General features: G+C 58.0%; 21 protein-coding genes. 9 read left to right on the top strand and 12 right to left on the bottom strand.

Going from position 1 to position 23,979, the window contains the following annotated elements; genetic code table 11:
- Positions 1–62: 62 nt before the first annotated feature.
- Both ACR0B5_RS04475 and ACR0B5_RS04470 read right to left on the bottom strand, forming a co-directional pair.
- Positions 63–647, bottom strand: a complete 585-nt coding sequence (locus tag ACR0B5_RS04475) for a L,D-transpeptidase (RefSeq protein WP_480538671.1) — start codon at positions 645–647, stop codon at positions 63–65.
- Between the two features lie 202 nt (positions 648–849).
- A complete protein-coding gene (locus tag ACR0B5_RS04470; protein WP_480538669.1) occupies positions 850–2,349 on the bottom strand; it encodes a CoA-acylating methylmalonate-semialdehyde dehydrogenase in 1,500 nt (499 codons plus the stop codon).
- A gap of 103 nt (positions 2,350–2,452) precedes the next feature.
- Here ACR0B5_RS04470 and ACR0B5_RS04465 point away from each other — a divergent pair, with 103 nt between their 5' ends.
- The 3 genes from ACR0B5_RS04465 to coaD all read left to right on the top strand — a co-directional run bounded on the left by ACR0B5_RS04465 (position 2,453) and on the right by coaD (position 4,426).
- A complete protein-coding gene (locus ACR0B5_RS04465; protein ID WP_480538667.1) occupies positions 2,453–3,355 on the top strand; it encodes a LysR family transcriptional regulator in 903 nt (300 codons plus the stop codon).
- 60 nt (positions 3,356–3,415) lie between these two features.
- Complete coding sequence (locus ACR0B5_RS04460; RefSeq protein WP_480538664.1) at positions 3,416–3,853, top strand: CBS domain-containing protein; 438 nt, start codon at positions 3,416–3,418, stop codon at positions 3,851–3,853.
- Positions 3,854–3,934: 81 nt separating this feature from the next.
- The gene (coaD, locus tag ACR0B5_RS04455) at positions 3,935–4,426 is read left to right on the top strand and encodes a pantetheine-phosphate adenylyltransferase (RefSeq protein ID WP_170548987.1); all 492 of its coding nucleotides are present in this window, start codon (positions 3,935–3,937) and stop codon (positions 4,424–4,426) included.
- On the opposite strand, the gene gap (ACR0B5_RS04450) is transcribed toward coaD, so the two are convergent.
- The 3 genes from gap (ACR0B5_RS04450) to gap (ACR0B5_RS04440) all read right to left on the bottom strand — a co-directional run bounded on the left by gap (ACR0B5_RS04450) (position 4,418) and on the right by gap (ACR0B5_RS04440) (position 6,721).
- Positions 4,418–5,422 carry a type I glyceraldehyde-3-phosphate dehydrogenase gene (gene gap / locus ACR0B5_RS04450; protein ID WP_425082709.1) on the bottom strand — a complete coding sequence of 335 codons (1,005 nt, stop codon included), beginning with the start codon at positions 5,420–5,422 and terminating at the stop codon, positions 4,418–4,420. The two genes, coaD and gap (ACR0B5_RS04450), sit on opposite strands and share 9 nt — an antisense overlap.
- An 82-nt stretch (positions 5,423–5,504) precedes the next feature.
- The gene (locus ACR0B5_RS04445; protein WP_170458101.1) at positions 5,505–5,648 is read right to left on the bottom strand and encodes a hypothetical protein; all 144 of its coding nucleotides are present in this window, start codon (positions 5,646–5,648) and stop codon (positions 5,505–5,507) included.
- A 71-nt stretch (positions 5,649–5,719) separates the two neighbouring features.
- On the bottom strand, positions 5,720–6,721 hold the full coding sequence (gene gap / locus ACR0B5_RS04440) for a type I glyceraldehyde-3-phosphate dehydrogenase (protein ID WP_480538661.1): 1,002 nt from the start codon (positions 6,719–6,721) through the stop codon (positions 5,720–5,722).
- Between the two features lie 181 nt (positions 6,722–6,902).
- Between gap (ACR0B5_RS04440) and ACR0B5_RS04435 the strand changes: the two genes are divergently transcribed.
- Positions 6,903–7,874 (top strand): DUF808 domain-containing protein, encoded by a 972-nt coding sequence (locus ACR0B5_RS04435; protein WP_480538659.1) that lies wholly within the window; start codon positions 6,903–6,905, stop codon positions 7,872–7,874.
- A gap of 77 nt (positions 7,875–7,951) precedes the next feature.
- Positions 7,952–8,752 carry a thioesterase family protein gene (locus tag ACR0B5_RS04430; protein WP_480538657.1) on the top strand — a complete coding sequence of 267 codons (801 nt, stop codon included), beginning with the start codon at positions 7,952–7,954 and terminating at the stop codon, positions 8,750–8,752.
- A gap of 50 nt (positions 8,753–8,802) precedes the next feature.
- Here ACR0B5_RS04430 and tkt read toward each other — a convergent pair whose 3' ends face one another.
- Positions 8,803–10,824: a transketolase gene (gene tkt / locus ACR0B5_RS04425; RefSeq protein ID WP_480538655.1), complete on the bottom strand. Its 2,022-nt coding sequence runs from the start codon at positions 10,822–10,824 to the stop codon at positions 8,803–8,805.
- Between the two features lie 236 nt (positions 10,825–11,060).
- Here tkt and ACR0B5_RS04420 point away from each other — a divergent pair, with 236 nt between their 5' ends.
- The 3 genes from ACR0B5_RS04420 to ACR0B5_RS04410 are packed head-to-tail and all read left to right on the top strand — an operon-like array spanning position 11,061 to position 12,648.
- Positions 11,061–11,912, top strand: coding sequence for a hypothetical protein (locus ACR0B5_RS04420; RefSeq protein WP_480538653.1), 852 nt, complete (start codon positions 11,061–11,063; stop codon positions 11,910–11,912).
- Positions 11,912–12,304 carry a cell division protein ZapA gene (locus tag ACR0B5_RS04415; RefSeq protein ID WP_170373609.1) on the top strand — a complete coding sequence of 131 codons (393 nt, stop codon included), beginning with the start codon at positions 11,912–11,914 and terminating at the stop codon, positions 12,302–12,304. Before ACR0B5_RS04420 ends, ACR0B5_RS04415 begins: the two co-directional genes overlap by 1 nt.
- Positions 12,301–12,648: an MliC family protein gene (locus tag ACR0B5_RS04410; RefSeq protein WP_170665195.1), complete on the top strand. Its 348-nt coding sequence runs from the start codon at positions 12,301–12,303 to the stop codon at positions 12,646–12,648. The genes ACR0B5_RS04415 and ACR0B5_RS04410 overlap by 4 nt, the downstream gene beginning before the upstream one ends.
- A gap of 7 nt (positions 12,649–12,655) precedes the next feature.
- Here the strand turns inward: ACR0B5_RS04410 and grxD are convergent, their stop codons facing one another.
- From grxD to ACR0B5_RS04380, 6 genes are all read right to left on the bottom strand, one after another.
- Positions 12,656–13,018: a Grx4 family monothiol glutaredoxin gene (gene grxD / locus ACR0B5_RS04405; RefSeq protein ID WP_170536938.1), complete on the bottom strand. Its 363-nt coding sequence runs from the start codon at positions 13,016–13,018 to the stop codon at positions 12,656–12,658.
- A 248-nt stretch (positions 13,019–13,266) separates the two neighbouring features.
- Positions 13,267–13,503 carry a BolA/IbaG family iron-sulfur metabolism protein gene (locus ACR0B5_RS04400; protein WP_170373612.1) on the bottom strand — a complete coding sequence of 79 codons (237 nt, stop codon included), beginning with the start codon at positions 13,501–13,503 and terminating at the stop codon, positions 13,267–13,269.
- Between the two features lie 82 nt (positions 13,504–13,585).
- Entirely contained in the window at positions 13,586–14,488 is a 903-nt protein-coding gene (locus ACR0B5_RS04395) for a hypothetical protein (RefSeq protein WP_480538651.1), read from the bottom strand.
- A gap of 41 nt (positions 14,489–14,529) precedes the next feature.
- A complete protein-coding gene (gene purL / locus ACR0B5_RS04390) occupies positions 14,530–16,689 on the bottom strand; it encodes a phosphoribosylformylglycinamidine synthase subunit PurL (protein WP_480538649.1) in 2,160 nt (719 codons plus the stop codon).
- A 188-nt stretch (positions 16,690–16,877) separates the two neighbouring features.
- Positions 16,878–19,139, bottom strand: coding sequence for a mechanosensitive ion channel family protein (locus ACR0B5_RS04385; protein WP_480538647.1), 2,262 nt, complete (start codon positions 19,137–19,139; stop codon positions 16,878–16,880).
- Between the two features lie 298 nt (positions 19,140–19,437).
- A complete protein-coding gene (locus ACR0B5_RS04380; RefSeq protein ID WP_170373615.1) occupies positions 19,438–20,346 on the bottom strand; it encodes a LysR family transcriptional regulator in 909 nt (302 codons plus the stop codon).
- Positions 20,347–20,515: 169 nt separating this feature from the next.
- Here ACR0B5_RS04380 and ACR0B5_RS04375 point away from each other — a divergent pair, with 169 nt between their 5' ends.
- Positions 20,516–23,935 (top strand): indolepyruvate ferredoxin oxidoreductase family protein, encoded by a 3,420-nt coding sequence (locus tag ACR0B5_RS04375; RefSeq protein WP_480538645.1) that lies wholly within the window; start codon positions 20,516–20,518, stop codon positions 23,933–23,935.
- Positions 23,936–23,979: the final 44 nt, after the last annotated feature.

Genomic DNA, 23,979 nt, shown 5'->3' with positions numbered 1-23,979 from the left:
CCCGCTAAACAAAAAGCCCCGGTCCTGATGGCCGGGGCTTTGCTGTTTCTGAGTTTTAGACCTCAGACCAAACGTACCTGCGTGCCGATTTGGACCAGAGGGTACAGCTCTTCGACATGTTGGTTGTAAAGGCCGATACAGCCCGAGGAACTCTGCCGTCCGATCTTGCGGGTGTCGTGGGTTCCATGGACCAGATAAGCTGGCCAGCCCAGATACATCGCGCGCGTTCCCAGCGGGTTGCCGGGGTCACCACCCTCCATCCGAACGGGCAGAGACGGATCACGTTCCCGCATCGAGGCGGTTGGCGTCCATGTCGGGTTTTCGGCCTTGCGAACAACCTTGGTGTAACCGCGCCTGGTCAGCTCTTCACTCATCGGAACCGAACTGGGGTACAGCTTATACGTCCCGTCCGGTCCCCAATAGTGAACCGCGCGGCTGGTGATGTCGGCCAGCAGGCAGCCCGCACCCAGCTGATCAAAATGGTCTTGCCAGTTCTGCTGCGAGAAGGACGAGACATTTCGGCGTACCGGCAGTTGCGTGCTGATCGCATCTTCGGTTTCCGGGAACGCATCGGAACTTTGCGCGCGGACAAGGGCCGGAGTGGCCAGAACGGATGCAGCCCCCAAAAGGGCCGAACGGCGGGTCATATTGGATTTGGACAAGGCGACCTCCGGAGGTTCAATCTGCTCGAATATATAGTTGCGCCGAAAATATTTGCCAGGCTCGCAAATGGCCAGCCTCTACAGCTTGAATTTATCGTGAGATTCCGGGTTTTGGAGGTTTCTGGCGGAACCTCGCCAACGAAAAACCCGGCCAGAGCGGCCGGGTTTGAACAGATTTGGCTTTGGATCAGTCCATCGCTTTGAAGTTGAACTCGCCACCTTCCTTGATGCCCGACGGCCAGCGGGCCGTGACAGTCTTGGTGCGAGTGTAGAATTTGAAGCTGTCCGGGCCGTGCTGGTTCAGGTCACCGAACATGGATTTCTTCCAGCCGCCAAAGGTGTGGTAGGCCAGCGGAACCGGGATCGGGACGTTGATGCCAACCATGCCGATGTTGATCCGGCTGGCGAAGTCACGTGCAGTGTCGCCATCGCGCGTGAAGATCGCGGTGCCGTTGCCGTATTCATGGTCCATCGCCAAGCCGATTGCCTCTTCGTAGGAGCCTGCGCGAACTGTCGACAGGACCGGGCCGAAGATTTCCTGCTTGTAGATATCCATGTCAGGCGTCACGTGGTCGAACAGGTGCGGGCCGACAAAGAAACCGTCCTCATAGCCCTGCAGGCTAAAATCGCGGTTGTCGACGACCAGCTTCGCGCCTTGCTCAACGCCCGAGTTGATCAGGCCTAGAATGCGCTCTTTTGCAGCTCCGGTCACAACGGGGCCCATGTCCACGTCGTCTCCGGCGGTGTAGGGACCGACTTTCAGCTTTTCGACGCGCGGGATCAGTTTCTCGATCAGACGGTCCGCGGTTTCTTCACCCACAGGAACGGCGACCGAGATCGCCATGCAGCGTTCGCCCGCCGCGCCAAAGCCCGCACCGACCAGCGCGTCTGCAGCTTGGTCCAGATCCGCGTCGGGCATGACGATCATGTGGTTCTTGGCGCCGCCGAAACACTGCGCGCGTTTGCCATTGGCCGTCGCGCGGCTGTAGATGTATTGCGCGATCGGGGTCGAGCCGACAAAGCTGACGCCCTGAATGATTTCACTGTCGAGGATGGTGTCCACGGCCTCTTTGTCGCCATTGACGACCTGGAAGACGCCCTTGGGCAGGCCTGCCTCGAGGAACAACTCGGCAAGCATCAGCGGAACCGAGGGGTCACGCTCGGAAGGTTTCAGAACAACGGCGTTGCCGCAGGCCAGCGCCGGGCCAACGTGCCACAGAGGCATCATCGCCGGGAAGTTGAACGGCATGATCGAACCGACAACACCCAGAGGCTGGCGCATCGAGTACATGTCGATACCGGGGCCTGCGCTGTCGGTGAACTCACCCTTCAGCATTTGCGGTGCGCCGATGCAGTATTCGATCACTTCCAGTCCGCGCTGCAGGTCGCCCTTGGCGTCAGGGATGGTCTTGCCATGCTCACGGCTCAGCGCTTCGGCCAGTTTGTCCATGTCGCGGTTCATAAGGCCAACCATCGCCATCATGACGCGCGCGCGTTTTTGCGGGTTGGTTGCGCCCCATGCGGGTTGCGCGGCCGCGGCGGCCTCGATCGCGGCGGTGGTTTCGGCCGCGCTGGCCATTGGGCATTTGTACTGAACTTCACCCGTTGCCGGGTTGAAAACGTCATCGAACCGGCCTGAAGTTCCGGCCACGTTCTCGCCATTGATGAAATGAGTCAGATCTTGCATTGCAAACTCCTCCGATATGTTTGCGCGCAGAATAGGCTTGCAGAAATAACCTGAACAGAGGCAATGTCTCAAAAGAGCTTTGCAAAAATGCAAGAGGGGTAGGATGACGCCAAATTGGGATGACATGCGCGTTTTTCTTGCCGTCGCGCGTGAGGAAAGCCTGTCGTCGGCGGGGCGCATCCTCAAGATCGACCCCGCTACGGTTGGCCGAAGGATCGCCCGGTTAGAGGGCAGCCTGGACGCGCAGCTGTTCACCAAGTCGCAGCAGGGTTACATTCTGACGACCGCCGGGGAACGCCTGCTGGATCATGGCCTTCAAGCCGAAGAGGCGATGCGCGCCGCCGCTGGCGCGGTGGTAGGGTCGACCGAGTCGCTGAGTGGTCAAATTCGGATCGGCGCTCCGGATGGTTCGGCGAACTACCTGCTGCCTCAGGTCTGCGCGAAGATCAGCGATGCCAATCCGGATCTGGATATTCAGATACTGGCGCTGCCGAGGATCATCAATCTGTCGCGGCGTGAGGCGGATATGGCTGTCACGGTCAGCTCTCCGACCGCAGGCAAACTGCTGGTGCAAAAGGTCAGCGACTACAAACTGCATCTGGTTGCGGCACAGGACTATCTGGACCGACACGCCCCGATCCAGACGGTCGAGGATCTCAAAGCCCACCGTTTGATCGGCTATATCCCTGATATGATATTTGATCGCGAGCTGGACTACCTCAATGATTTGGGGATCGACCGGGTGGCGCTTGCGTCGAACTCGGTACCGGTTCAGCTGCGTCAGGCGGCACTCGGGGCGGGGATCTGCGTTGCGCATGACTTCACGCTTCCGTTTCATCCGAACCTGCGCAAGTTGCTGACTGATCAGGTCAGTCTGACCCGCAGCTTTCATCTGGTTCGACATCAGGGCGATCAGCGAAACGAACGCCTCAACCGCTTTGCGCAGGCATTGACCCGTGGGATTCGCGACGAAGTTGCACGGCTTGAGGCGGAAGCCGGAACTTGACACACATGACCATTCCGGCAACGCTTTGGAAAACAGTACGTTATTGCCGGAGGTTTTTTTATGCTCGTTCAAGCCATTCTGACATCCAAAGCCACCGATGAGGTGGTGACCGTCGCTCCATCCGCGACTGTGTCCGAGGCGGCGAAGATACTGGCGGAAAGACGCATCGGTACAGTTGTTGTCTCAGAGGACGGAGGCAGCACGGCCATCGGTATACTGTCCGAACGCGACATCGTCCGAGAACTGGCGGCCAGCGGCAGCGGGTGCCTGAACCAATCGGTCGATAGCTATATGACCAAGGACCTGATCACTGCGACACGACAGGAATCGGTCGAAGATATTCTGGCACGCATGACCGAAGGCCGGTTCCGCCACATGCCGATTGTCGAGGATGGCAGGCTTGCCGGCATCGTCACCCTCGGGGACGTGGTCAAGGCGCAACTGACCGAGCTTGCAATGGAAAAAGACGCCCTGCAGGGCATGATCATGGGGCATTGAGGGGGCAGGGCATAACGCCCTCTTGCACCTGCAGCATGATTGTGTTTGCTATCGCCCAGTTTTTGAACGCAGGAGAGCGTGATGCGGGTTGGCCTTTATCCCGGAACTTTTGACCCGATCACCTTGGGGCATATCGACATCATCCGTCGGGCCTCGGCGCTGGTAGACAAGTTGGTGATCGGCGTGGCCATCAACCGCGACAAGGGGCCGTTGTTCTCGTTGGAAGAGCGCGTTGCCATGATCGAGGCGGAATGCGCGCATCTGTCAGAACAGACGGGGACCCAGATCGTGGCGCATCCGTTCGAGAACCTGCTGATCGACTGCGCGCGGGATGTGGGCGCGCAGGTTATCGTGCGTGGGCTGCGGGCCGTTGCTGATTTTGAGTATGAATTCCAGATGGTTGGCATGAACCGGGCTCTGGACGATTCCATCGAGACCGTGTTCCTGATGGCCGAAGCGCGGCATCAGGCCATTGCTTCGAAACTGGTGAAAGAGATCGCGCGATTAGGCGGGGACGTGTCGAAATTCGTCACGCCCCGCGTGAATGTGGCCCTTAAAGAGCGGTTAGGATAACGCGCCCATCGCGGCGGCTGTGTCCAGCATCCGGTTCGAGAAACCCCATTCGTTGTCATACCATGCCAGCACGCGCACCAGCGTGCCATCCGTGACCTTGGTCTCCGCCAGCGACACGGTCGAGCTATGGGCATCGTGGTTGAAATCGATCGAGATCAGCGGTCGATTTTCTGCGGCCAGCACGCCAGGGATTTTGGCAGCGGCCTCAACAAACAGGGCGTTGACCTCGTCCTCGGTCGTTGGGCGAGAGACTTCGGCCACCAGATCAACCACCGAGACATTCGGGGTCGGTACGCGGATCGCCTGACCGGTCAGTTTGCCCGCCAGCTGAGGTAGAACCAAACCAACAGCAGCGGCAGCACCAGTGGTTGTAGGGATCATCGACAGAGCCGCCGCGCGCGACAGGTAGGGGTCTTTGCCCGCGGTGTCATGCACTGGCTGGCTTGCGGTATAGGCGTGAACGGTGGTCATGTTGCCATGCACGATCCCCAATCCGGCATCCAGCGCCGCAGCAACAGGCGACAGGCAGTTGGTGGTGCATGAGGCATTCGAAACGATCGTGTCCTCGGCGGTCAGTTCGGAATCGTTGACCCCGAATACGATCGTCTTGACGCCGCCATCTCCACGGGCCGGAGCGGAGATCAGAACCTTCTTGGAGCCGTTCTTCAGGTGACGCTCAGCCGCTTCCCGGGTCCGGAATACGCCAGTGCATTCCAGTACGACATCGACATCTGACCAGTCCAACGCTTCGGGATCGCGTTCGCTGGTCAGTCGGATCGGACCCGCGCCGACGTCGAGACCGGCCTCAGACAGCGTGACGGGCTTTGAGTAGCGGCCATGAACGCTGTCAAATTCGAACAGATGGGCGTTCATTTCCGGCTTGGCCAGATCGTTGATGGCAACGATTTCCACATCGGTCCGTCCCGACTCCATAACCGCGCGCAAAACGCCGCGCCCGATACGTCCAAATCCGTTAATGGCCAGTTTAAGTGTCATGTCCTGCTCCGTCAGAGTCTCTGCTCGAAATGAGTTAGCGCTAACAAAGCGAGATCGGCGAGAAAGTCAAGTAAAACCTTGCTCAGCGCCAGAAGGCGAGCCAGTCGAGAAAGTCGTAAAGTTTCTTGCCGAGGAACAGAAAATGCTCGGTCCCGAACAGGGCATAGTCCAGCATGATTGCGCCAAGGATCAGCAGCGCCAGCCAGATGGCGATTTGATTTGTCATGAGGGCCCCGAACAAAAACGCCCGCCCAGATAACCTGAGCGGGCGAAGCTGTTCAAGCGATCATGGGGAAATCAGTTAAGGCGCCCCATGGCAACGGCGACATCGGCCATACGAACCGAGAAGCCCCATTCGTTGTCATACCACGCCAAAACGCGGACCATGCGGTTGTCGACCACACGGGTCTGATCCGGTGCGAAGATCGAGCTTTCCTCGGTATGGTTGAAATCGGTCGAGACCAGCGGCGCGGGCTCATAGCCCAGGACGCGCTGCATCGGGCCTTTTGCGGCCTCTTCAACGATTGAGTTGACCTCTTCGACGGTCACATCGCGCGAAGCGCGGAAGCTCAGGTCAACGGCCGAAACATTCGGAGTAGGGACGCGGATCGCCGAGCCGTCCAGACGGCCTTTCAAATTGGGCAGAACCTCGCCCAAGGCAGCAGCTGCACCGGTCGAGGTCGGGATCATCGACATCGCCGCCGCGCGAGCGCGGTACAGGTCGCTGTGGCGACGGTCCAGTGTCGGCTGGTCGCCGGTATAGGCGTGGATGGTGGTCATGATACCGTGTTCGATGCCAACACCTTCGTCCAGAACCTTGGCAAGCGGAGCAAGGCAGTTGGTGGTGCAGGAACCGTTCGAGACCATGTTGTCATTCGCGGTCAGGGTGTTGTGGTTCACGCCGAACACGATGGTCTTGTCGACATTCTTTCCGGGGGCCGACAACAGAACCTTTCGCGCGCCGCGATCCAAGTGGGTTTTTGCCTTCGTGCCGTCATTGAACTTGCCGGTGCATTCCAGAACAACGTCGCAGCCTTCCCAATCCAGTTCGTTCATGTCGTAGGTCGAGAACATCTGCATCGGGCCTCGGCCCAGATCCATGGTGTCGCCTTCGATCGATACTGCGCGCGGGAAACGGCCGTGAATGCTGTCATATTTCAGCAGATGCGCCGATGTTTCGAGCGGGCCAGTGGCGTTGACTTTGATCACTTCGATGTCGTTGCGGCCTGAGGCGGCAATGTGCGACAGGGTACAGCGGCCAATGCGGCCAAAACCATTGATACCGACCTTGATGGTCATGTGACGTCTCCAAATGCGCTTGCGTTTGAGGCCATATAGCCTTGAAACCGGAATCTCAAAAGGGCAAAAGCGGCATAATTTTAAGGTGTTAGCGCAAACCTGGGCAGATTGCGCTAACGCTTGCGCTAGCTGTTGGATCGGGTAGGGTCCGTTTGCGGCAGGTGACAGGAAAGGACACCCGATGAGCGGACTGTTGGCCCTTTTGGATGATGTGGCGGGGATCGCCAAGGTGGCTGCGGCCTCGGTGGATGATGTAGTGGCAGCCGCAGGCAAGGCGGGGGCCAAAACGGCCGGGGTGATTATCGACGACGCTGCAGTTACGCCGAAATATGTACAGGGCTTCGCGCCCGCGCGTGAGTTGCCGATCATTTGGCGCATTGCCCGTGGGTCGGTTTTCAACAAACTCATTCTGCTACTACCAGTCGCCTTGTTGCTTGCGAATTTTGCGCCGTGGCTGATCACACCTTTGCTGATGCTGGGTGGGTCATATCTGTGTTTTGAAGGGGCCGAGAAAATTTTCCATGTTCTGTTCCCGCATGGTAGCCACGCCATCGAGAAGGACATGGATGTACGTGATCCGGGCCATCTTGAAGAACAGAAGGTCAAGGGCGCAATCAAAACGGATTTCATCCTTTCAGCTGAGATCATGACCATTGCGCTGGCCGCGATTGAGGCTCCGAATGTGTGGATGCAGGCGGCGACTTTGGCCGTTGTCGGGCTTGGGGTGACGGTGGCCGTCTATGGCTCGGTCGCCTTGATCGTTAAGATGGACGATGTCGGGTTGTATCTGGCCGGAAACGCTCCGACGCCGGTGGGTCGAGGGTTGGGGCGCGGATTGGTCAAGGCCATGCCCACGGTGATGAAAACCCTGTCGATCGTCGGAACGGCGGCCATGCTGTGGGTGGGCGGATCAATCGTCATCCACGGGATGGAGGTTCTGGGCTTTGGCTGGCTTGGGCATCATATCCATGACTGGGCTTATGCGGTTGGTCATTCGGTCTCGGCCCAATGGGAGACCGCGGCGGAGTGGATCGCCAAGGCGACGATGGACGGCATCTTTGGTCTGGCCTGGGGGATGGTCTTGATCCCTCTGGCAACCAAAGTCATCGGGCCCGTGATGGGGGCGTTTTCAGGTTCATCAAAAGACCACTAGGCGGTGACGTTAGGTCCTGCTGGCCTCCCCCTGCGGTCAGATTATCCTCGACGTGCCAATAGCTAAGTGGAATTCCCATGTCCGAGCCATCCCTGTTCGATGTCCTCAGCGCCGCTGAGGCGCAAGACGATTGCCTCAGCTACCCGGTGCCGCAGAACTGGAAGCAAGGCCGCACAACATTCGGTGGGTTTTCGTCGGCCCTAATGCTGTCAACGGTTTACATTCGGCACAAAGATTTACCGCCCCTCAGATCAGCTCTGGTCAATTTCACGGCGCCGATCAGTGATCCGCCGCTAGTCAAAACGGAAATCTTGCGCGAGGGGCGCAATGTGAAGACCATCAGCGCTCGTGCCGAAATCGGTGGCAGTGTTGCGGCGCAAGCGACATTTTCCTTTGGCCGCGCGCAAGACAGCCATGTCGCGTTCGATTGCCCGGCGAAGCCCGCAGATGCGCCCGAGATGACGGAGTATTATTTCCCTCCAGATTTGCCGCGACCGCCGATACCTTTCCTTACAAACTTTGACGTCAGAAAGGTCGAGGGTGAATTGCCTTTCATGGGGGCAGATCGCGGGTATCTGCGCCTTTGGGCCCGACACAACGATCCTCGGATGTGGAACAGGACGGAGGGCTTGATTGCAATCGCTGACCTGCCACCGCCAGCTATCTACCCCACGCTAAAGAAACCCGGACCAAATTCGTCAATGAACTGGATTTTCAACGTGTTGTCCGAGGATATTCAAACACGCGACGGTTGGTTCTTACTGGAGCACCAACTGACCGCAGGCCGCGATGGTTATAGTTCGCAGGTCATGCGCGTTTGGAACACAGAAGGCGATTTGATCGTGGATGGAATGCAGTCTGTGATCATCTTTGTCTAAGAAAAAAGCCCCGGCGTGGACCGGGGCTTTTCATTTTGTGGCAGGCTGGATTAGCCCAGAAGTTCCTTGACCTTGGCTACGGTCGCTTCGGCGGTAATGCCGAAATGCTTATACAGATCACCAGCTGGAGCAGAGGCACCAAAGCTCGACATGCCGATGAAACCTGCCTTGGCTTCGCGACCACGTTCACCCAGCAGCCAGCGATCCCAACCACCGGCGCGAACAGCGGCTTCGATGCCGACGCGAACCGCTCCGGCGGGCAGAACGCGCTTGCGGTAGGCTTCGTCTTGTTCAGCGAACAGCTCCATACACGGCATGGAGACGACGCGGGTACCGATGCCTTCGGCTTCAAGCATCGCTTTGGCTTCCATTGCCAAGGAAACCTCAGAGCCCGTAGCGATCAGGATCGCCTGACGCTTGCTCTCGGCTTCGGCCAGAACGTAAGCACCCTGCGCGGTCAAGTTCTTGGCTTTATGATCCTTGCGCACGGTTGGCACGCCCTGACGGGTCAGCGACAGGACCGAGGGGCTGTCCTTGAAGGTCAGCGCCAGTTCCCAAGATTCAGCGGTCTCGACGGTGTCGGCGGGGCGGAACACATAGGTGTTCGGCGTCGCGCGGCTGATTGCCAGATGCTCGACCGGCTGGTGGGTCGGACCATCTTCGCCCAGACCGATCGAGTCATGGGTCATCACGAAGACCGACGGGATTTTCATCAGCGCGGCCAGACGCATGGACGGGCGGGCATAGTCGGTGAAGGCCATGAAGGTACCGCCATAGGGGCGGATGCCACCGTGTAGCGCCATACCGTTCATCGCAGCGGCCATGCCGTGCTCACGGATACCGTAGTGGATGTAGCGACCCTTGCGGTTTTCCGGCAGGAACACACCCATATCAGCCGATTTGGTGTTGTTCGAACCGGTCAGGTCAGCCGAGCCGCCCACGGTCTCGGTCATGATCGGGTTCACAACGTTCAGAACCTTTTCGGACGAGGCGCGGGTGGCCAGCTTGGGCTGATCTTCCGACATCTGTTTCTTGAACGAACGGATCGCACCGGCCAGTTTCTTGGGGGCCTCGAAAGCATAGGCTCGGTTGAACTCGGCCTGTTTGCGTTCCGAGATTTGCGCAAAACGCTCTTCCCATTCCGCTCGTTCGGCGGCGCCACGGGCACCGATGGCTTCCCAAGCCGATTTCACGTTGGCAGGGATCTCGAATGCGTCATGCGGCCAGCCATAGCCTTCTTTGGCGGCCTTCAGCTGCTCCTGATCCGTCAGTGCGCCATGCCCTTTCGAGGTATCCTGTGCGGCGTGACCCAGAGCGATGTGGCTTTTGCAGGCAATCATCGAAGGTTTCTTCGACTTCTTCGCCTGCGTGATCGCCGCGTCGATGGCTTTCGGATCATGGCCGTCGATCTCGATCACGTGCCAGCCAGAGGCTGAAAAACGGCGCACCTGATCGGTGCGGTCGGCGATATCCACGGTGCCGTCGATGGTGATGTTGTTGTCGTCCCAGAAAACGATCAGTTTGCCCAGCTCATGGCGGCCGGCCAGAGTTATCGCTTCTTGGCTGACGCCTTCCATCAGGCAGCCATCGCCGGCGATCACATAGGTATAGTGATCAACGATCTTCTTGCCGTAATGCGCGCGCTGGATTTCCTCGGCCATGGCAAAACCCACAGCGTTCGAGATGCCCTGACCCAGCGGGCCGGTGGTGGTTTCAATCCCGTCGACTAGGAAATTCTCCGGGTGACCCGCAGTTTTCGCACCCAGCTGACGGAAGTTCTTGATCTCTTCCAGCGTTACATCCGCGTGGCCGGTGAGATAAAGCAGCGAATAGATCAGCATCGATCCGTGGCCCGCCGACAGAATGAACCGGTCGCGGTCCGGCCAGTTCGGGGCCGAGGCGTCGAATTTCAGGTGCTTTTCGAACAGGACGGTCGCAACATCAGCCATGCCCATCGGCATACCGGAATGGCCGGAATTGGCGGCGGCGACGGCGTCAAGGGTCAGGGTGCGGATGGCCGCAGCTTTGTCCCAGTGTTCGGGGTTTGCATTGCGCAGCGCAGTCAGGTCCACGGGCGTTGTTCCTTTGGGTTTGAAGCAGTTTGCGCGCTCAATAGCATTCAGCCGTCAAAGTGCAAGCAGAACCGGGCGAAACAAGGTCGCACCGCTTGAAGAGAGCTGTACAAGCCTTTGAAACCAAACAGTGGGTATTTTCCATCACATTCCGCTAGACTGGGGCCAAGCGGGACCGATTCTTGATTCGGATGGTCCGGCAACAGAATGAACCTTGGTTAAGAGGTGACAGGGGCATGAGCCAGATTGAAGAGTTACAGCAACGCATTCTTGCCGCGATGGAGCGTATTGGCACGGGCGTGACAGCCCTGCAAAGCGCGCCGGCGGGCGATGCAGATGAAGGGTTGCAAGCGGCGCTGGACGATGAACGTGTTGCCAACGCACAGCTGCAAGAGCGCCTGACTTCGTTGAAGGAACGCCACGAGCAGGAAGTTGACGGTATGCGCGCCGATATGGAGGCGCTGCGTGCTGCTCCAGAGCCTACGGCCGATGTCGACGCGCTGCGGGCTGAGTTGGCCGAAGCTGCGACCAAGCTTTCAGCGGTCGAGGCTGCGCGGGCCGAACTGGCCGAGGCCAAGGCGGCACTGGAAAACACCGAGGAACTGGACGCTCTGAAAGCCGAGAACGCGCAATTGCGGGCCGATCTGGAAGGTGCGGAAGACCCTGCTGCTCTGAGGGCCGAGATCGAAGAGATGAGGGCTGCTATTTTGCAAGCCGGTGCCATCGAGGCCGAAAACAGCCGTTTGCGGGCCGAATTGGCCGATAGCGAACGGGTGGCCGAGCTGAACGCGGAGCTGGAGATGTTGAGGGCCGAACGTGCCAGCCACGGGGCTGCCATGTCACGTCTGGATGACGACCTGCAGAGAATGCGGCAGGCGAATGAACAACTCCGCAACTCGGTCGATGCCCTACGCGCTGCGGCGCAAGAGGGGGTTCAGGATGCAGAGCTGTTGAATCAGGCCACAGTGGCGGAGTTGGAAGCAACACGCGCAGCGCAGGCGACCGATGCGGCTGAGGCTCGGGCCGTTCTGGCTCGCCTTGAGCCTCTGCTATCGCAGGCGAAACTGGCAGAAGGTGAGGTTGAGTAATGCCCGAAGTGACCATTCATATTGGCGGGCGCGGGTTTGATGTGTCCTGTCAGGACGGCGAAGAAAGCTTTCTGCAGGCCGCCGCGAAAATGCTGGATGACGAAGCGCAGGTGCTGTCGGATCAGATCGGGCGTATGCCTGAATCCCGCATGTTGTTGATGGCCGGTCTGATGCTGGCGGATAAGACCGCTGCGACTGACGACAAGGTCAAAGCGCTTGAGGCGAAACTGGCGGAAACCGAGGCTGAGCTTCAAACGCTACGCAGCGCGCCTGCACCTGAACCCGAACGGATCGAAGTCGCTGTCGTGCCGCCTTCGGTTACGGATACACTGGCCGAATTGGCTGCACGGGCCGAAGCCCTGGCATCAGATATCGAGGAAAAAGCAAAATGAAACGAGCATGCGGCTTGATCTGCGGGGCCGTGGCCCTTGTATGTGCGTCCAAGGCAATGGCCGAGATCGACATACTGACGGTGACGTTCAACTGCGAAAACGGTATTCCGCTGCCAGTGACCTATTTCAACGCATCGGACGGCTCGGGGGCCGCGGCAACGATGGTCGACAATTCTCTGGTCGCGATGCGTCAGGTCGAGAGCGGTTCGGGCATTCGGTACGAATCTGTGGATACGAACGGAACCTATATCCTGCGTTCAAAAGGGTGGAATGCCACGGTGAGCTTCCTGGCGACAAACGCCGCCAGTGAGCAGATCATTTTTCAAGATTGCTCCAGCCGTTAAGGCCGGGTCAGGCGTTGGCCTCACGGATTTTGTCGGCTGCGTCCTTGTTGTAGCCGACACCGTTTTCGTCAAACAACGTGTCTAATTCACCCGACAGGGTCATTTCAGTGATGATATCGCAACCACCGACAAACTCGCCTTTGACATAGAGCTGCGGTACGGTCGGCCAGTCCGAATAGTCCTTGATGCCCTGACGGACTGCTTCGTCGGCCAAAACATTCACATCGGCATACTCGACGCCCATGTAGTTCAGCACACCTGCCACACGGGATGAGAAACCGCACTGAGGCATCTCCTTGGTTCCTTTCATATACAGCACCACGTCATTGGCTTTGACGGTTTCGTCGATCTGAGTTTTCACATCGGTCATTTCGCGTTTCCTTTGCTCTTCGGCATCATAGCTTTGGCGTAATCTTGCGTATCCTTGGAGATATGGGTCTCTGCCGAGCTGATTGCACCGTCATGTGTTTGATAGGAGGAATGTAGGAGGTTTTTTTCTGTCCGGGTGGCGATCCTAGCCTTGTCTTGCGTCTAGTCTTTGAGTTGTTTCGCGCCAAGAGCGCGATGAGCAAAACAAAGACGGAAACCGCAATTGAGATTACAATCGCATGTTCCATTCTACTCCGGCACTTTGGTGGTCAGCGCCAGCGCGTGCAGGTCACCGTCCGGGCCGTCCATCTTGCCTTTCAGGGCTGCATAGACAGCGCGTTGTTGTTGGACGCGGTTCTTGCCGCGAAAGCTCTCGTCCACGACCATGGCGGACATGTGAACGCCATCGCTGCCGCCAACCTGAATTTCCGCGTTGGGAAAGCTCTCGCGCAGCAGGGTTTCAATCTCGTGGGCGCTCATCGGCATGTAGGCTTACTCCTGAAGGTCTTTCCCAAGATGTAGAACTCTGTCGGGCGACGTGCAAGAACACAAGGCAAGATAGGCTTCTTCAGAAACCGTATTTTCGTCGAATCTTGGAGCTGAGCGGTTTCGCCAATGGCGTTTCTGATCCGTTCAAGGCGCGAAAAACCCAGCGATAGGCCAGAATTGGCAACCAGCTCATGTTCAACGTCACAAAGGCGACGTCTCGGCCGTCGCGTGTTCCAACAATGCGCCCGTTTTTGAGGCGAATGTCTTTAACGAACATGTCTTTGTTATAGTACGCTGTCTCAAAGCCCTGAGCTTGTCTCAACACATCATCGAAGACCTCATCTTCGGAGAATTCCATCAAGTGCAGGCCTTTGGCTTCGGAGTTCGATATGAATTCTTGGAACGCTCGCATTTCCGAGAAGGCAAATTCAGGGTGATGTTCGTCAAACTCGCGCTGTTGTTGTTCAAGAAATTCTGCGTCCTTGAACAAGGAAATGGTGTGATCGTTATATTGGGTAAGAAGGTCCGTTTTCACATACCCGTTGAGGCAAGTTGCGTTGCAATGAGTCGTGTAGTCATAAGGCTGCAAAGGGGCCTCGTATTCGTCCAGATTACGCAGCACCATCGTGTCACTGTCGAAATGCCAGAACCTGTCATAAGAGTGTGTTTTCGCGAAACCTTCGACGTGATACCAGCGTTCGAAAACGAACTTCAGCCAGTCTTTGCCGCCTCGTATATTGTGCTTTTCCCGGAACGCCTTGCCTTGTATCGGAGAATATACCTGGTCAAATTCGTCCTGACTTTCCGATCTGAACTCTCGATAGTCAAAATGATCCCATCCCTCATCAAGGGCGGTTTTCCGATTGCTATCATCCCCCAATAGAACCAGACCCCTGTCGGGGTTGGTCCGTCGCGCGCAACGAAAGGTGAACTTCAGGTACGGAGCATTCCCATAGTGGCAGAAAATAAGAGGTGACGTCATTTTATGCTCTGCTCGAAATCTCGTGCCTGCCTCAGTGCTGACTAAGCGACAACTGCTTCCAATCCGGTTCGATAGGCATGCGCAAGATCCGCAAGCGGAGCTTCGCTTGAACCGATCTTGACAGTCTCGCCCGTAAAGCGACCAACCGAGGTCAGGGGAACGCCAGCCTGACCTGCGGCAATCATAAGTGCTTCGGCCTGATCAAAGTTGCAGGCCACCAGATATCGGGCCTGATCTTCGCCGAACAGTACCTCGGTCGAGGCATCGTCGAGGTGAACGCCAACGCCAGCTGCGTCGGCCAGTTCAAACGCGGCAAGTGCGAGGCCGCCGTCGCTCAGGTCGGTGCAGGCCTTGATCATCTCGCGGTTGGCGCGAATGAAGTCGCCGTTGCGCTTCTCGGCCTCAAGATCCACGTGGGGCGCATCGCCTTCTTCGCGGTTGAACACCTCGGCCAGAAGGGCGGATTGGCCCAGATGGCCTTTGGTTTCCCCGATCACGAGGGCCACGTGACCTTCGCGCACCTCGTTTCCGATAATCTCATCCGTGTGGTTGAGCAGGCCAACGGCACCAATGGTCGGGGTCGGCAGGATCGCCTGACCGTCGGTTTCATTGTAGAGCGAGACGTTGCCGGACACGATGGGTACGTCCAGCGCGCCAACGGCAGCTCCGATGCCTTGGATGGCGCCCACGAACTGACCCATGATCTCGGGCTTTTCGGGGTTGCCGAAGTTCAGGTTGTCGGTTGTGGCCAGTGGTTTGGCCCCGACAGCGGTCAGGTTGCGATATGCTTCGGCCACCGCTTGTTTGCCGCCTTCGACCGGGTTGGCGCGGACATAGCGCGGCGTCACGTCCGAGGTGAAAGCCAGTACCTTGTCGGTGCCGTGAACACGCACCATACCGGCACCCAGACCCGGGGTGCGGGCGCTGTCGGCCATAACCATGGTGTCATACTGCTCATACACCCACTGCTTGCCCGCGTAGTTGGGCGAAGAGAGCAGGGCGCGCAGACCATCAATCGGGTCGATTTGCGGAACGTCGGCTAGTTCCTCAGCCTCAGGCGTCGCGACCCATGGGCGGTCATATTCCGGCGCGGTCGAGGAGAGTTTCGACAGGACCAGATCAGCCTTCACCTCGCCATTGTGCATGATCAGGAAACGGTCTTCGGCGATGGTTTCGCCGACGATGGCAAAGTCTAGGTCCCACTTTTCGAATACGGCGCGGGCTTCGGCCTCAAGCTCGGGTTTGAGAACCATCAGCATCCGTTCCTGAGATTCCGACAGCATCATCTCATAAGCTGTCATGTTCTCTTCGCGCTGCGGCACGTTTTCGAGGTCCAGACGAACACCTAGACCACCTTTGTCGCCCATCTCAACGGCCGAGCAGGTCAAGCCCGCCGCGCCCATATCCTGGATAGAGATCACGGCGCCGGTTTTCATCAGCTCCAGCGTCGCCTCCATAAGGCGCTTTTCAGTAAAGGGGTCGCCGACCTGAACGGTGGGACGTTTCTCTTCGATGGTATCGTCGAACTCGGCCGAGGCCATGGTCGCACCGCCAACACCGTCACGTCCAGTTTTGGCACCGAGGTACACGACGGGCATTCCGACGCCAGACGCCGCCGAGTAGAAGATTTTGTCGCTATCAGCCAAACCTGCTGCAAAGGCGTTCACAAGGCAGTTGCCATTGTAGGCTGGATGGAAACGGACTTCGCCGCCGACGCAGGGTACGCCGAAGCAGTTACCATAGCCGCCGATACCTTCGACCACGCCGTTGACCAGTTGGCGGGTCTTGTGATGGCCCGGTTCGCCGAAGGACAGGGCGTTCATCGAGGCGATCGGGCGCGCGCCCATGGTGAAGACGTCGCGCAGAATGCCGCCAACGCCGGTTGCCGCACCCTGATAGGGTTCGATGTAAGACGGGTGGTTGTGGCTTTCCATTTTGAAGACAACAGCTTGCCCGTCGCCGATATCGACAACACCCGCGTTCTCACCCGGTCCGCAAATAACCTGAGGGCCCGAGGTTGGCAGGGTACGCAGCCATTTCTTGGAGGATTTGTACGAGCAATGCTCGTTCCACATGGCCGAGAAAATGCCAAGCTCGGTGAATGTCGGCTCACGCCCGATGATCTCGAGGATCATGTCGTATTCCTCGGGCTTCAACCCGTGGGCGGCAATCAGATCAGGTGTGATGGCTGGCTCTTGCATCCTGTTTCGGTCCCCGAGATGGCAATGTTTGGCGCCTTTTAGGGGAAGGGGCCGCCGGGGGGAAGAGAAAAGGCGCTTTCTAAGCGTTGTCCTGTTGCAAACCGGACAAATGTGCAATTTGCGCAGATCGGGCAGGTCCTCAAATGAGGTACCGGCACGCGACAGAGACAGCCGCGTGCCGGGTGAGTTTACTTCTGTTGGTCTTGTTGCTGCGCTTGCTGCGCGACCGCTCCAGCGGCGGCGCCGACCGCTGCTTTCTGGTCTTCACTCAGGTGTTCAGCGTCATCCAGACCGGGGATGGCAACGCGCACTTCGCGACGGGCGAAGTCGATGCCGTTTTCTTTGAAGGCCGCTTTGACGCGGTTGAAGATCTCTTTGCGCAAGGTGAACTGCTTGCCGGGTTTGGCCATGAACTTGCCCCGGATGATCATGCCGACATCGTCAAAGTCGAACACACCCTGAGACTTGAAGGGCTGCAGGAAGCCATCCTTGTGGGTCTCGTCCTCCATCATCTCAGCGCCGATCTTCTTGAAGATCTTCTTCACCTTGTTGGGATCGGTGTCGAACGGCACGGTAAACTTCAGCTTCATGATGACCCAGTCGCGGCTGTAATTGGTCAGTTTCTGAATCTCACCATAAGGAATGGTGTGCACCGGACCGCGATGGTGGCGCAGTTGCATGGATCGGATTGAGATCTTCTCGACTGTCCCGGTGGTGCCGCCCACATCGACATACTCGCCCACGCGAAAGGCATCGTCGATCAGGAAGAAAATCCCGCCCACGATGTCGGATACCAGCTTTTGCGCACCGAAACCGATGGCCAGACCCAGGATACCGGCACCAGCCAAAAGCGGTGTAATGTCCAGCCCAAGGGCGCCCAAGGCCAGCAAAACGAAGATCACGGCAATCGCCACCTGAGCCGTTACTCGTAGCAGCGGCAAAACCGTTGCAAGACGCGAGCCACCAGCACCGCCGCCTTCGCCAGCTTCTTCGTCCGGGCTTTGCGCGGCCGTCATCTCTTTTGCCAGTCGGCGGTTGATCCAGAGCGAGACGACCTCATTCAGGATGTAGCCGACGGCGATGATGATGAAGAACTGCACCAGTTTGCTGCCTGAGTCCGCGTCTCCACCAGCGATTTCCTGCAGATCAAGATCCCATGCATTGGCGATCATCAGGATGACCAGAATACCGGCCAGAACCCGACCGATACGGATGTAGCTGCGTTTGGTTGATTTGTAGGCGCGTTCGGCCACCGAACCTTCGCCCTGCATCGGAGGTTGCAGATGACGGACAAGTCCTCGGATAAGAGTGTCGAGCGCCGGGGCGATCAACAGCCAGAACATGGTGGTGAAATGCGCCCCCTGAACCAGCAGAGCCAGCGATGCCGGGTTACGCTGCGCCACCAGAAACTCGACCAGAAGCCAAGTCGCAGCCGAGACCGCAATGGCGAAGTAGGGGTAATAATGTGCCACTTCCTCGTCAAACTTGGTGTGGTCCGGGTCAGTTCCCAGCATCATCTGCGACAGACCTTCGCGCGCTTTCCATGCGATCAAGCCGATATAGATGTGAATGCCTGCGTTCAGCCAGAATCCGATACGCGTATCATCCCCGGTGATGCCGTTTAGGCTATTGAAGTGCAGCAGGAACAGGGTGAAACCGATCAGGATCAGCAACCCGATCAGGTTTCGATGCAGGTATTTGGCCCAGTGATCGTCGATATTTACCAGACGGTAATGGGGTTTGTTCGGCGCCAGTACAAAGCGCGAGGCGGCGGCACCCAGCCGTGGTATCCAGATCAGGTAGAACACAAACGGCCCGGCATAGGTGATTTGCTCGGGCGTCAGCAGGCCACGCCCAACCGCGCGGATAACCACGTAAAAAACTACAAGCCCCGCGATTTCCCGACAGAAACGACCGAAAAGATAGCGGGCAGCGCCCCAGAGATCGCCTTCGGCTTCGGCCTCGGTCTGGACATGCCAGCGGCGGGTCAGAATCTCGAACAGTTTTTCGGCGATGAAGCCCACAACCAGAACACTTGCAATCAGCCCCATCAGAACCAACGCACCATATGAAGTGAACGTGGTCGCAAAGTTCTTGATGGCGGTGGCTTGCGCGCTGAAGAGATTGGGGACGGTCGTTATGACATGCGTCCACGAGGCGACCATTTCGCTCCAGACTTCATTTAACTCGGTAATCGGATCCTCGCGATCCTCTGCAGCGGCTGCGTTTTTCTCGGCCACTGCGTCCAGACGCTCTAACAGGATAGAGCGGACCTGATCATCCGACATCCGTGCAACCAAGTCATCAACCTGCTCAGGCGTCAGGTCTTCGGGAATGCTAACAGGGGCAGGCGCACTGGAGGTCGACGTGCCCGCAACTTGGGCATAAAGGGGTCCGACCAGTAAAAATAGTGAACAAATCGCCGCCAGAAGGCGGAGGGGGCTTATCATGGTTCTGTCCTCGAACACGAATTTTAAACGTTTTTTCGGATCATAGGCAGGTGTCGGAGATTTTCCCAGAAATTTCATCGCTCTGGACGGTGAGTTTGGGCAAAACTAAAAAATGAATCCGGGAGAAGCCAAAAAAAAGGCCGAGCACTAAGCTCGGCCATAGTCCAACAGGGAGGTATGAAGATGATGAGCGTTTCAGCATCACCGCCTTCGAGTGCTCATTTAGGGGTCGGTTTGTGAACGTTCAAGAAGTTTTAATCTGATCGTTCAGCATTGCTGCTATGCTGCGAGTGCATAGCTAGAGTTTACCCATCATTTTCAGTTGCTTGCGTTGCGCGATGATCTCGTCCTGAACGAAGTCGCGGAATGCTCCGACCCGTTTGGAATGGCGTAATTCTTCCGGATAAGCGAGGTATACGGGAACGTCCGCGTTTTCGATTTCCGACAGGATCGGAACGAGGTGTGGGAAGTCCTGTGTCACGTAGTCGGGCAGGACGCCTATTCCCAAATTGTGCAGCACGCCCTGAAGCACGCCGAAATAATTGTTCACTGTCAGCAGGGACCCCGGATTGAAGGTCATCAGATGGCGCACCATCGCCGCGCTTGCACCCACCTGCGGGGCAGAAGGGGTCTGGCTGATCAGACGGTGTTCCTTGATCTCTTCGAGCGATTTCAGCATCCCGCCATGGGATTCCAGATACTCCTGCGTGGCATAGAGCTTCATCTGGACGGTCATCAGGCGTTTGCGGATCAGATCGGCCTGGCTGGGCTCTTTCATCCGGATGGCAACATCGGCCTCACGCATGGGTAGGTCCAGAACACGCTCTTCCAGCATCAGATCGATGTTCAGATCGGGGTACTGTTCGTAGAGTTTAGGTAAGCGTGGGGCCAGCCACAGGGTACCGAAGCCGAACGTGGTGGTCACGCGCAGGACGCCGAACACTTCCTCTTCACTGTCGCGGATGCGCGCCGCGGCGGCGTCAAGACGTTTAGACATGGCCGAGGTCGCATCAAACAGCAGCTCACCCTGTTCGGTCAGAATTAGGCCGCGGGCGTGGCGGTGGAAAAGGGTTGCGTCGAGCGATTCTTCAAGCGCGCGGATCTGACGGCTCACGGCGGATTGAGATAAATTGAGCCTGTCCCCTGCATGGGTCAGGCTGCCAGCATCGGCCACCGCGTGAAATATTCTAAGCTTGTCCCAATCCATCGCCGCAACTTTCGTTATCCTCGTGAAGCCCTATATGAAATAGGTAACAAGTTCCACAATCAAACCATGAAATCCTTGGGATTCAGGGGATAATGGCTATACAGGTCAATATTTATGACCTAAAATGCGTGAATATAAAGCACACTGATCTGACGAGGGGAGACGTCTGATGAGTCAGCCACACATAACGCTGAACGACCGCTTCGATCTTGAGAAATCACCCGTTCTGTTGAACGGGACGCAAGCGCTTGTGCGCTTGATGCTGATGCAAAAAGCCCGCGATCAACAAGCTGGGCTGAACACCGCTGGGCTAGTGACGGGTTATCGCGGCTCACCTCTGGGTGCAGTGGATCAGCAGATGATGCGCGCCCAGCGCTACCTAGCCGAAAGCGATGTGACCTTTCAATACGGCTTGAACGAGGATCTGGCCGCCACTGCGCTTTGGGGCAGCCAGCAGGCGGGCCTCCGCGGCGATGGCCGGTATGACGGCGTGTTTGGTCTTTGGTACGGAAAAGGGCCTGGGGTCGACCGGTCTGGCGATGTGATGCGCCACGCCAATATGGCGGGCACCGCGCATCATGGCGGTGTATTGATGGCGATGGGTGATGACCACACGGGTGAAAGCTCCACCGTGTTGCACCAATCGGAATGGTCTCTGGTCGATATGTATATGCCGGTGGTCAGCCCCGCAGGCGTGCAGGAGATTTTGGACTACGGCATCTACGGCTTTGCGCTTAGCCGGTTCGCGGGTGTCTGGGTTGGTCTGAAAACGATGAAGGACACGATCGAGGTGACCTCGGTCGTCGATGGCAGGCCCGACCGGATGGGCGTCGTGATCCCCGAATTCGACATGCCCGAAGGTGGGTTGAACATCCGTCTTGGCGATACGCCGCATCTGCAAGAGGCCCGCGTGATCGACTACAAGCGTTTCGCGGCCGAGACGTTCTCGCATGCCAACAAGCTGGACAAACGTGTCTGGGGCAAGCCGGGGGCCAAGATCGGCTTCGTTGCGGCAGGCAAGAACTGGCTGGACCTGACCCATGCGCTGTCGTTGTTGAACATAGATGAGGCCGAAGCAGAACGGCTGGGCATCACGACTTACAAGATCGGGCAGACGTTCCCGCTGGATATGGCTGGATTCCATGATTGGGCAGAAGGTCTGGACCTGATTGTAATCGTTGAGGAAAAGCGCAAGCTGATCGAGGTTCAGGTCAAGGAGGCGATCTTTGACGACCGGCGGGGTCGCCGGGTTTATGGTTGGTACAAAGGTGGCGCGGGTACGCTGCATCGTGAGGAGCTGTTTCCTACACGCGGCGCATTGGACCCGATCATGATTGCCGAAAAGCTGGGTGGCATCCTGATCGAAGAAGAACGCGAAACGGATGGCGTCCGCGCAGGCCTCGCCAAACTGTCAGAGGCGCGGCGTGCGGACAACGCACAAGAAATCGCGACGCGTTTGCCGTATTTCTGCTCGGGCTGCCCGCATAACAGTTCAACCAAAGTGCCCGAGGGCAGCCGCGCCTATGCAGGTATCGGGTGCCACTACATGGTGCAGTGGATGGACCGCGAGACCACCGGTTTCACCCAGATGGGCGGCGAAGGCGCGAACTGGATTGGCGAGGCGCCGTTCTCGACCACCAAACACGTGTTCCAGAACCTAGGCGACGGGACGTATAACCACTCGGGCGTGCAGGCGATACGCGCGGCGCTGTCGGCGGGCACAAACATCACCTTCAAAATCCTGTTCAACGATGCGGTTGCCATGACTGGCGGGCAGGGGAACGAAGGCGATTTGACGGCTGAAAGGATCGTGGCCGAGGTCAAAGCCATGGGCGTGCAGCATGTTGCGCTGGTCTATGATGAGAAGGAAGACGTGAACCTTGCAGCTCTGCCTTCGGGTGTGGAAAGCTTTGAACGTGCCGAGTTGATCAAAGTGCAGGATCGGTTCCGCGAGATCGAAGGCGTCTCGGTCATCGTCTATGTCCAGACCTGCGCGGCCGAGAAGCGCCGTCGCCGCAAGCGTGGCGAGTTCCCGGACCCTGACAAGCGCGTCTTCATCAATACCGATATTTGCGAAGGTTGCGGCGATTGCGGGGTGCAGTCTAACTGTGTCTCGATCGTGCCCAAGGAGACCGAACTGGGCCGCAAACGCGCGATTGATCAATCCAGCTGCAACAAGGATTTCTCGTGCCTGAACGGGTTCTGTCCGTCTTTTATCACTCTGGAAGGGGCAAAGATCCGGAAAGAGGCGACCAAACAACTTGATCTGCCCGATCTGCCCATGCCCGATCTGCCACAGATCAACGGTACGCATAACGTGGTCATCACTGGGATTGGCGGCACAGGCGTCGTGACCCTCGGGGCGATTCTGGCGCAAGCGGCACAGATTGACGGCAAAGGCGCGGGTATGATGGAGATGGCCGGCCTCGCCCAAAAAGGCGGCGCGGTGCACATCCATTGCCGTCTGGCGAACAGACCGGAAGATATTAGCGCCATTCGCGTCGCAACCGGCGAGGCGAATGCGCTGATCGGCGGAGACCTCGTGGTTTCAGCCGGGGCAAAAACTCTGGGCCTGACACGGGCCGGACAGACCGGGGCGGTGGTCAACAGCCACAACACGGTGACCGGCGATTTTACCCGCGATACAGAATTCCGTATTCCGGGCGACCAGTTGGAGCTGGCGCTGCAGGCGCGACTCAAGGACGGAGTCAGCCTGTTCGATGCGACCGATCTGGCCAAGATCGTGATGGGCGATTCGATCTACTCCAACATGATGGTCTTTGGCGCGGCATGGCAGTGCGGTACCCTGCCTGTCAGTCACGAGGCGATAATGACCGCGATTGAGCTGAACGGAACCGCAGTCGAGCGCAACAAGCGGGCCTTTGACGTGGGTCGCTGGGCGGTTCTGCACCCGGAGGAGGCGCAGGCAATGTTGGCTCCTTCGGTCTCGGAAATGCCAAAGACCCTGGACCAAATGATCGACTTCAGGGCGCAGCACCTGACCGACTACCAGTCGGCCCGATTGGCGAAACGCTACCGCAAGCTGGTGGACGGTATAGCAAATGAAACGCTGCGCGAGGCAGTGGCAAAAGGCTATCACAAGCTGTTGTCGTACAAAGATGAATACGAAGTCGCGCGCCTGTTGCTCACCAGCCGGGAAAAGGCTGCTGCCGAGTTCGACGGCGATTTCAACATGACTTTCCATCTGGCCCCGCCGATTTTTGGTGGGGAGGGTAGCAATGGCAGACCGCGCAAGCGTGCCTTTGGGGAATGGATGCTTGGGCCTCTTAAACTGTTGGTCAAGTTGAAGAGTTTGCGCGGCACGCCTTTGGATATCTTCGGCTACTCGGCCGAGCGGCGGATGGAACGCGCGCTGATCAAACAGTACGAACAGGATATGAAAGAGGTACTGCCTCTGGCAACGGAAGACACGCAGGAGGCGATTGTTGCATTGGCCCGTTTGCCACTGGATATCCGCGGTTTCGGCCCAGTTTTGATGCAAAACGAAGCCAAGGCTGCCAAGCGTCGCGAGGAGCTGCTGGCGACGATCCGCAGCGGTGGTCCCGAGATGCGTGCTGCGGCGGAATGAGGCGTCACAAACCTGTCACCTTCGCTAGGCAAAATCTCCGCTTA

This window comes from Ruegeria sp. AG1 (assembly GCF_056541705.1).
The sequence above is the reverse complement of the archived record's forward strand: the minus strand, read 5'-3'. Positions and strand labels throughout refer to the sequence as shown.

Bases quoted from the DNA above. Each gene is read 5' to 3' on its own strand.
- ACR0B5_RS04475 (WP_480538671.1), bottom strand. From the start codon at position 647: ATGACCCGCCGTTCGGCCCTTTTGGGGGCTGCATCCGTTCTGGCCACT.
- ACR0B5_RS04470 (WP_480538669.1), bottom strand. From the start codon at position 2,349: ATGCAAGATCTGACTCATTTCATCAATGGCGAGAACGTGGCCGGAACT.
- ACR0B5_RS04465 (WP_480538667.1), top strand. From the start codon at position 2,453: ATGACGCCAAATTGGGATGACATGCGCGTTTTTCTTGCCGTCGCGCGT.
- ACR0B5_RS04460 (WP_480538664.1), top strand. From the start codon at position 3,416: ATGCTCGTTCAAGCCATTCTGACATCCAAAGCCACCGATGAGGTGGTG.
- coaD (WP_170548987.1), top strand. From the start codon at position 3,935: ATGCGGGTTGGCCTTTATCCCGGAACTTTTGACCCGATCACCTTGGGG.
- gap (WP_425082709.1), bottom strand. From the start codon at position 5,422: ATGACACTTAAACTGGCCATTAACGGATTTGGACGTATCGGGCGCGGC.
- ACR0B5_RS04445 (WP_170458101.1), bottom strand. From the start codon at position 5,648: ATGACAAATCAAATCGCCATCTGGCTGGCGCTGCTGATCCTTGGCGCA.
- gap (WP_480538661.1), bottom strand. From the start codon at position 6,721: ATGACCATCAAGGTCGGTATCAATGGTTTTGGCCGCATTGGCCGCTGT.
- ACR0B5_RS04435 (WP_480538659.1), top strand. From the start codon at position 6,903: ATGAGCGGACTGTTGGCCCTTTTGGATGATGTGGCGGGGATCGCCAAG.
- ACR0B5_RS04430 (WP_480538657.1), top strand. From the start codon at position 7,952: ATGTCCGAGCCATCCCTGTTCGATGTCCTCAGCGCCGCTGAGGCGCAA.
- ACR0B5_RS04420 (WP_480538653.1), top strand. From the start codon at position 11,061: ATGAGCCAGATTGAAGAGTTACAGCAACGCATTCTTGCCGCGATGGAG.
- ACR0B5_RS04415 (WP_170373609.1), top strand. From the start codon at position 11,912: ATGCCCGAAGTGACCATTCATATTGGCGGGCGCGGGTTTGATGTGTCC.
- ACR0B5_RS04410 (WP_170665195.1), top strand. From the start codon at position 12,301: ATGAAACGAGCATGCGGCTTGATCTGCGGGGCCGTGGCCCTTGTATGT.
- grxD (WP_170536938.1), bottom strand. From the start codon at position 13,018: ATGACCGATGTGAAAACTCAGATCGACGAAACCGTCAAAGCCAATGAC.
- ACR0B5_RS04400 (WP_170373612.1), bottom strand. From the start codon at position 13,503: ATGCCGATGAGCGCCCACGAGATTGAAACCCTGCTGCGCGAGAGCTTT.
- ACR0B5_RS04395 (WP_480538651.1), bottom strand. From the start codon at position 14,488: ATGACGTCACCTCTTATTTTCTGCCACTATGGGAATGCTCCGTACCTG.
- purL (WP_480538649.1), bottom strand. From the start codon at position 16,689: ATGCAAGAGCCAGCCATCACACCTGATCTGATTGCCGCCCACGGGTTG.
- ACR0B5_RS04385 (WP_480538647.1), bottom strand. From the start codon at position 19,139: ATGATAAGCCCCCTCCGCCTTCTGGCGGCGATTTGTTCACTATTTTTA.
- ACR0B5_RS04380 (WP_170373615.1), bottom strand. From the start codon at position 20,346: ATGGATTGGGACAAGCTTAGAATATTTCACGCGGTGGCCGATGCTGGC.
- ACR0B5_RS04375 (WP_480538645.1), top strand. From the start codon at position 20,516: ATGAGTCAGCCACACATAACGCTGAACGACCGCTTCGATCTTGAGAAA.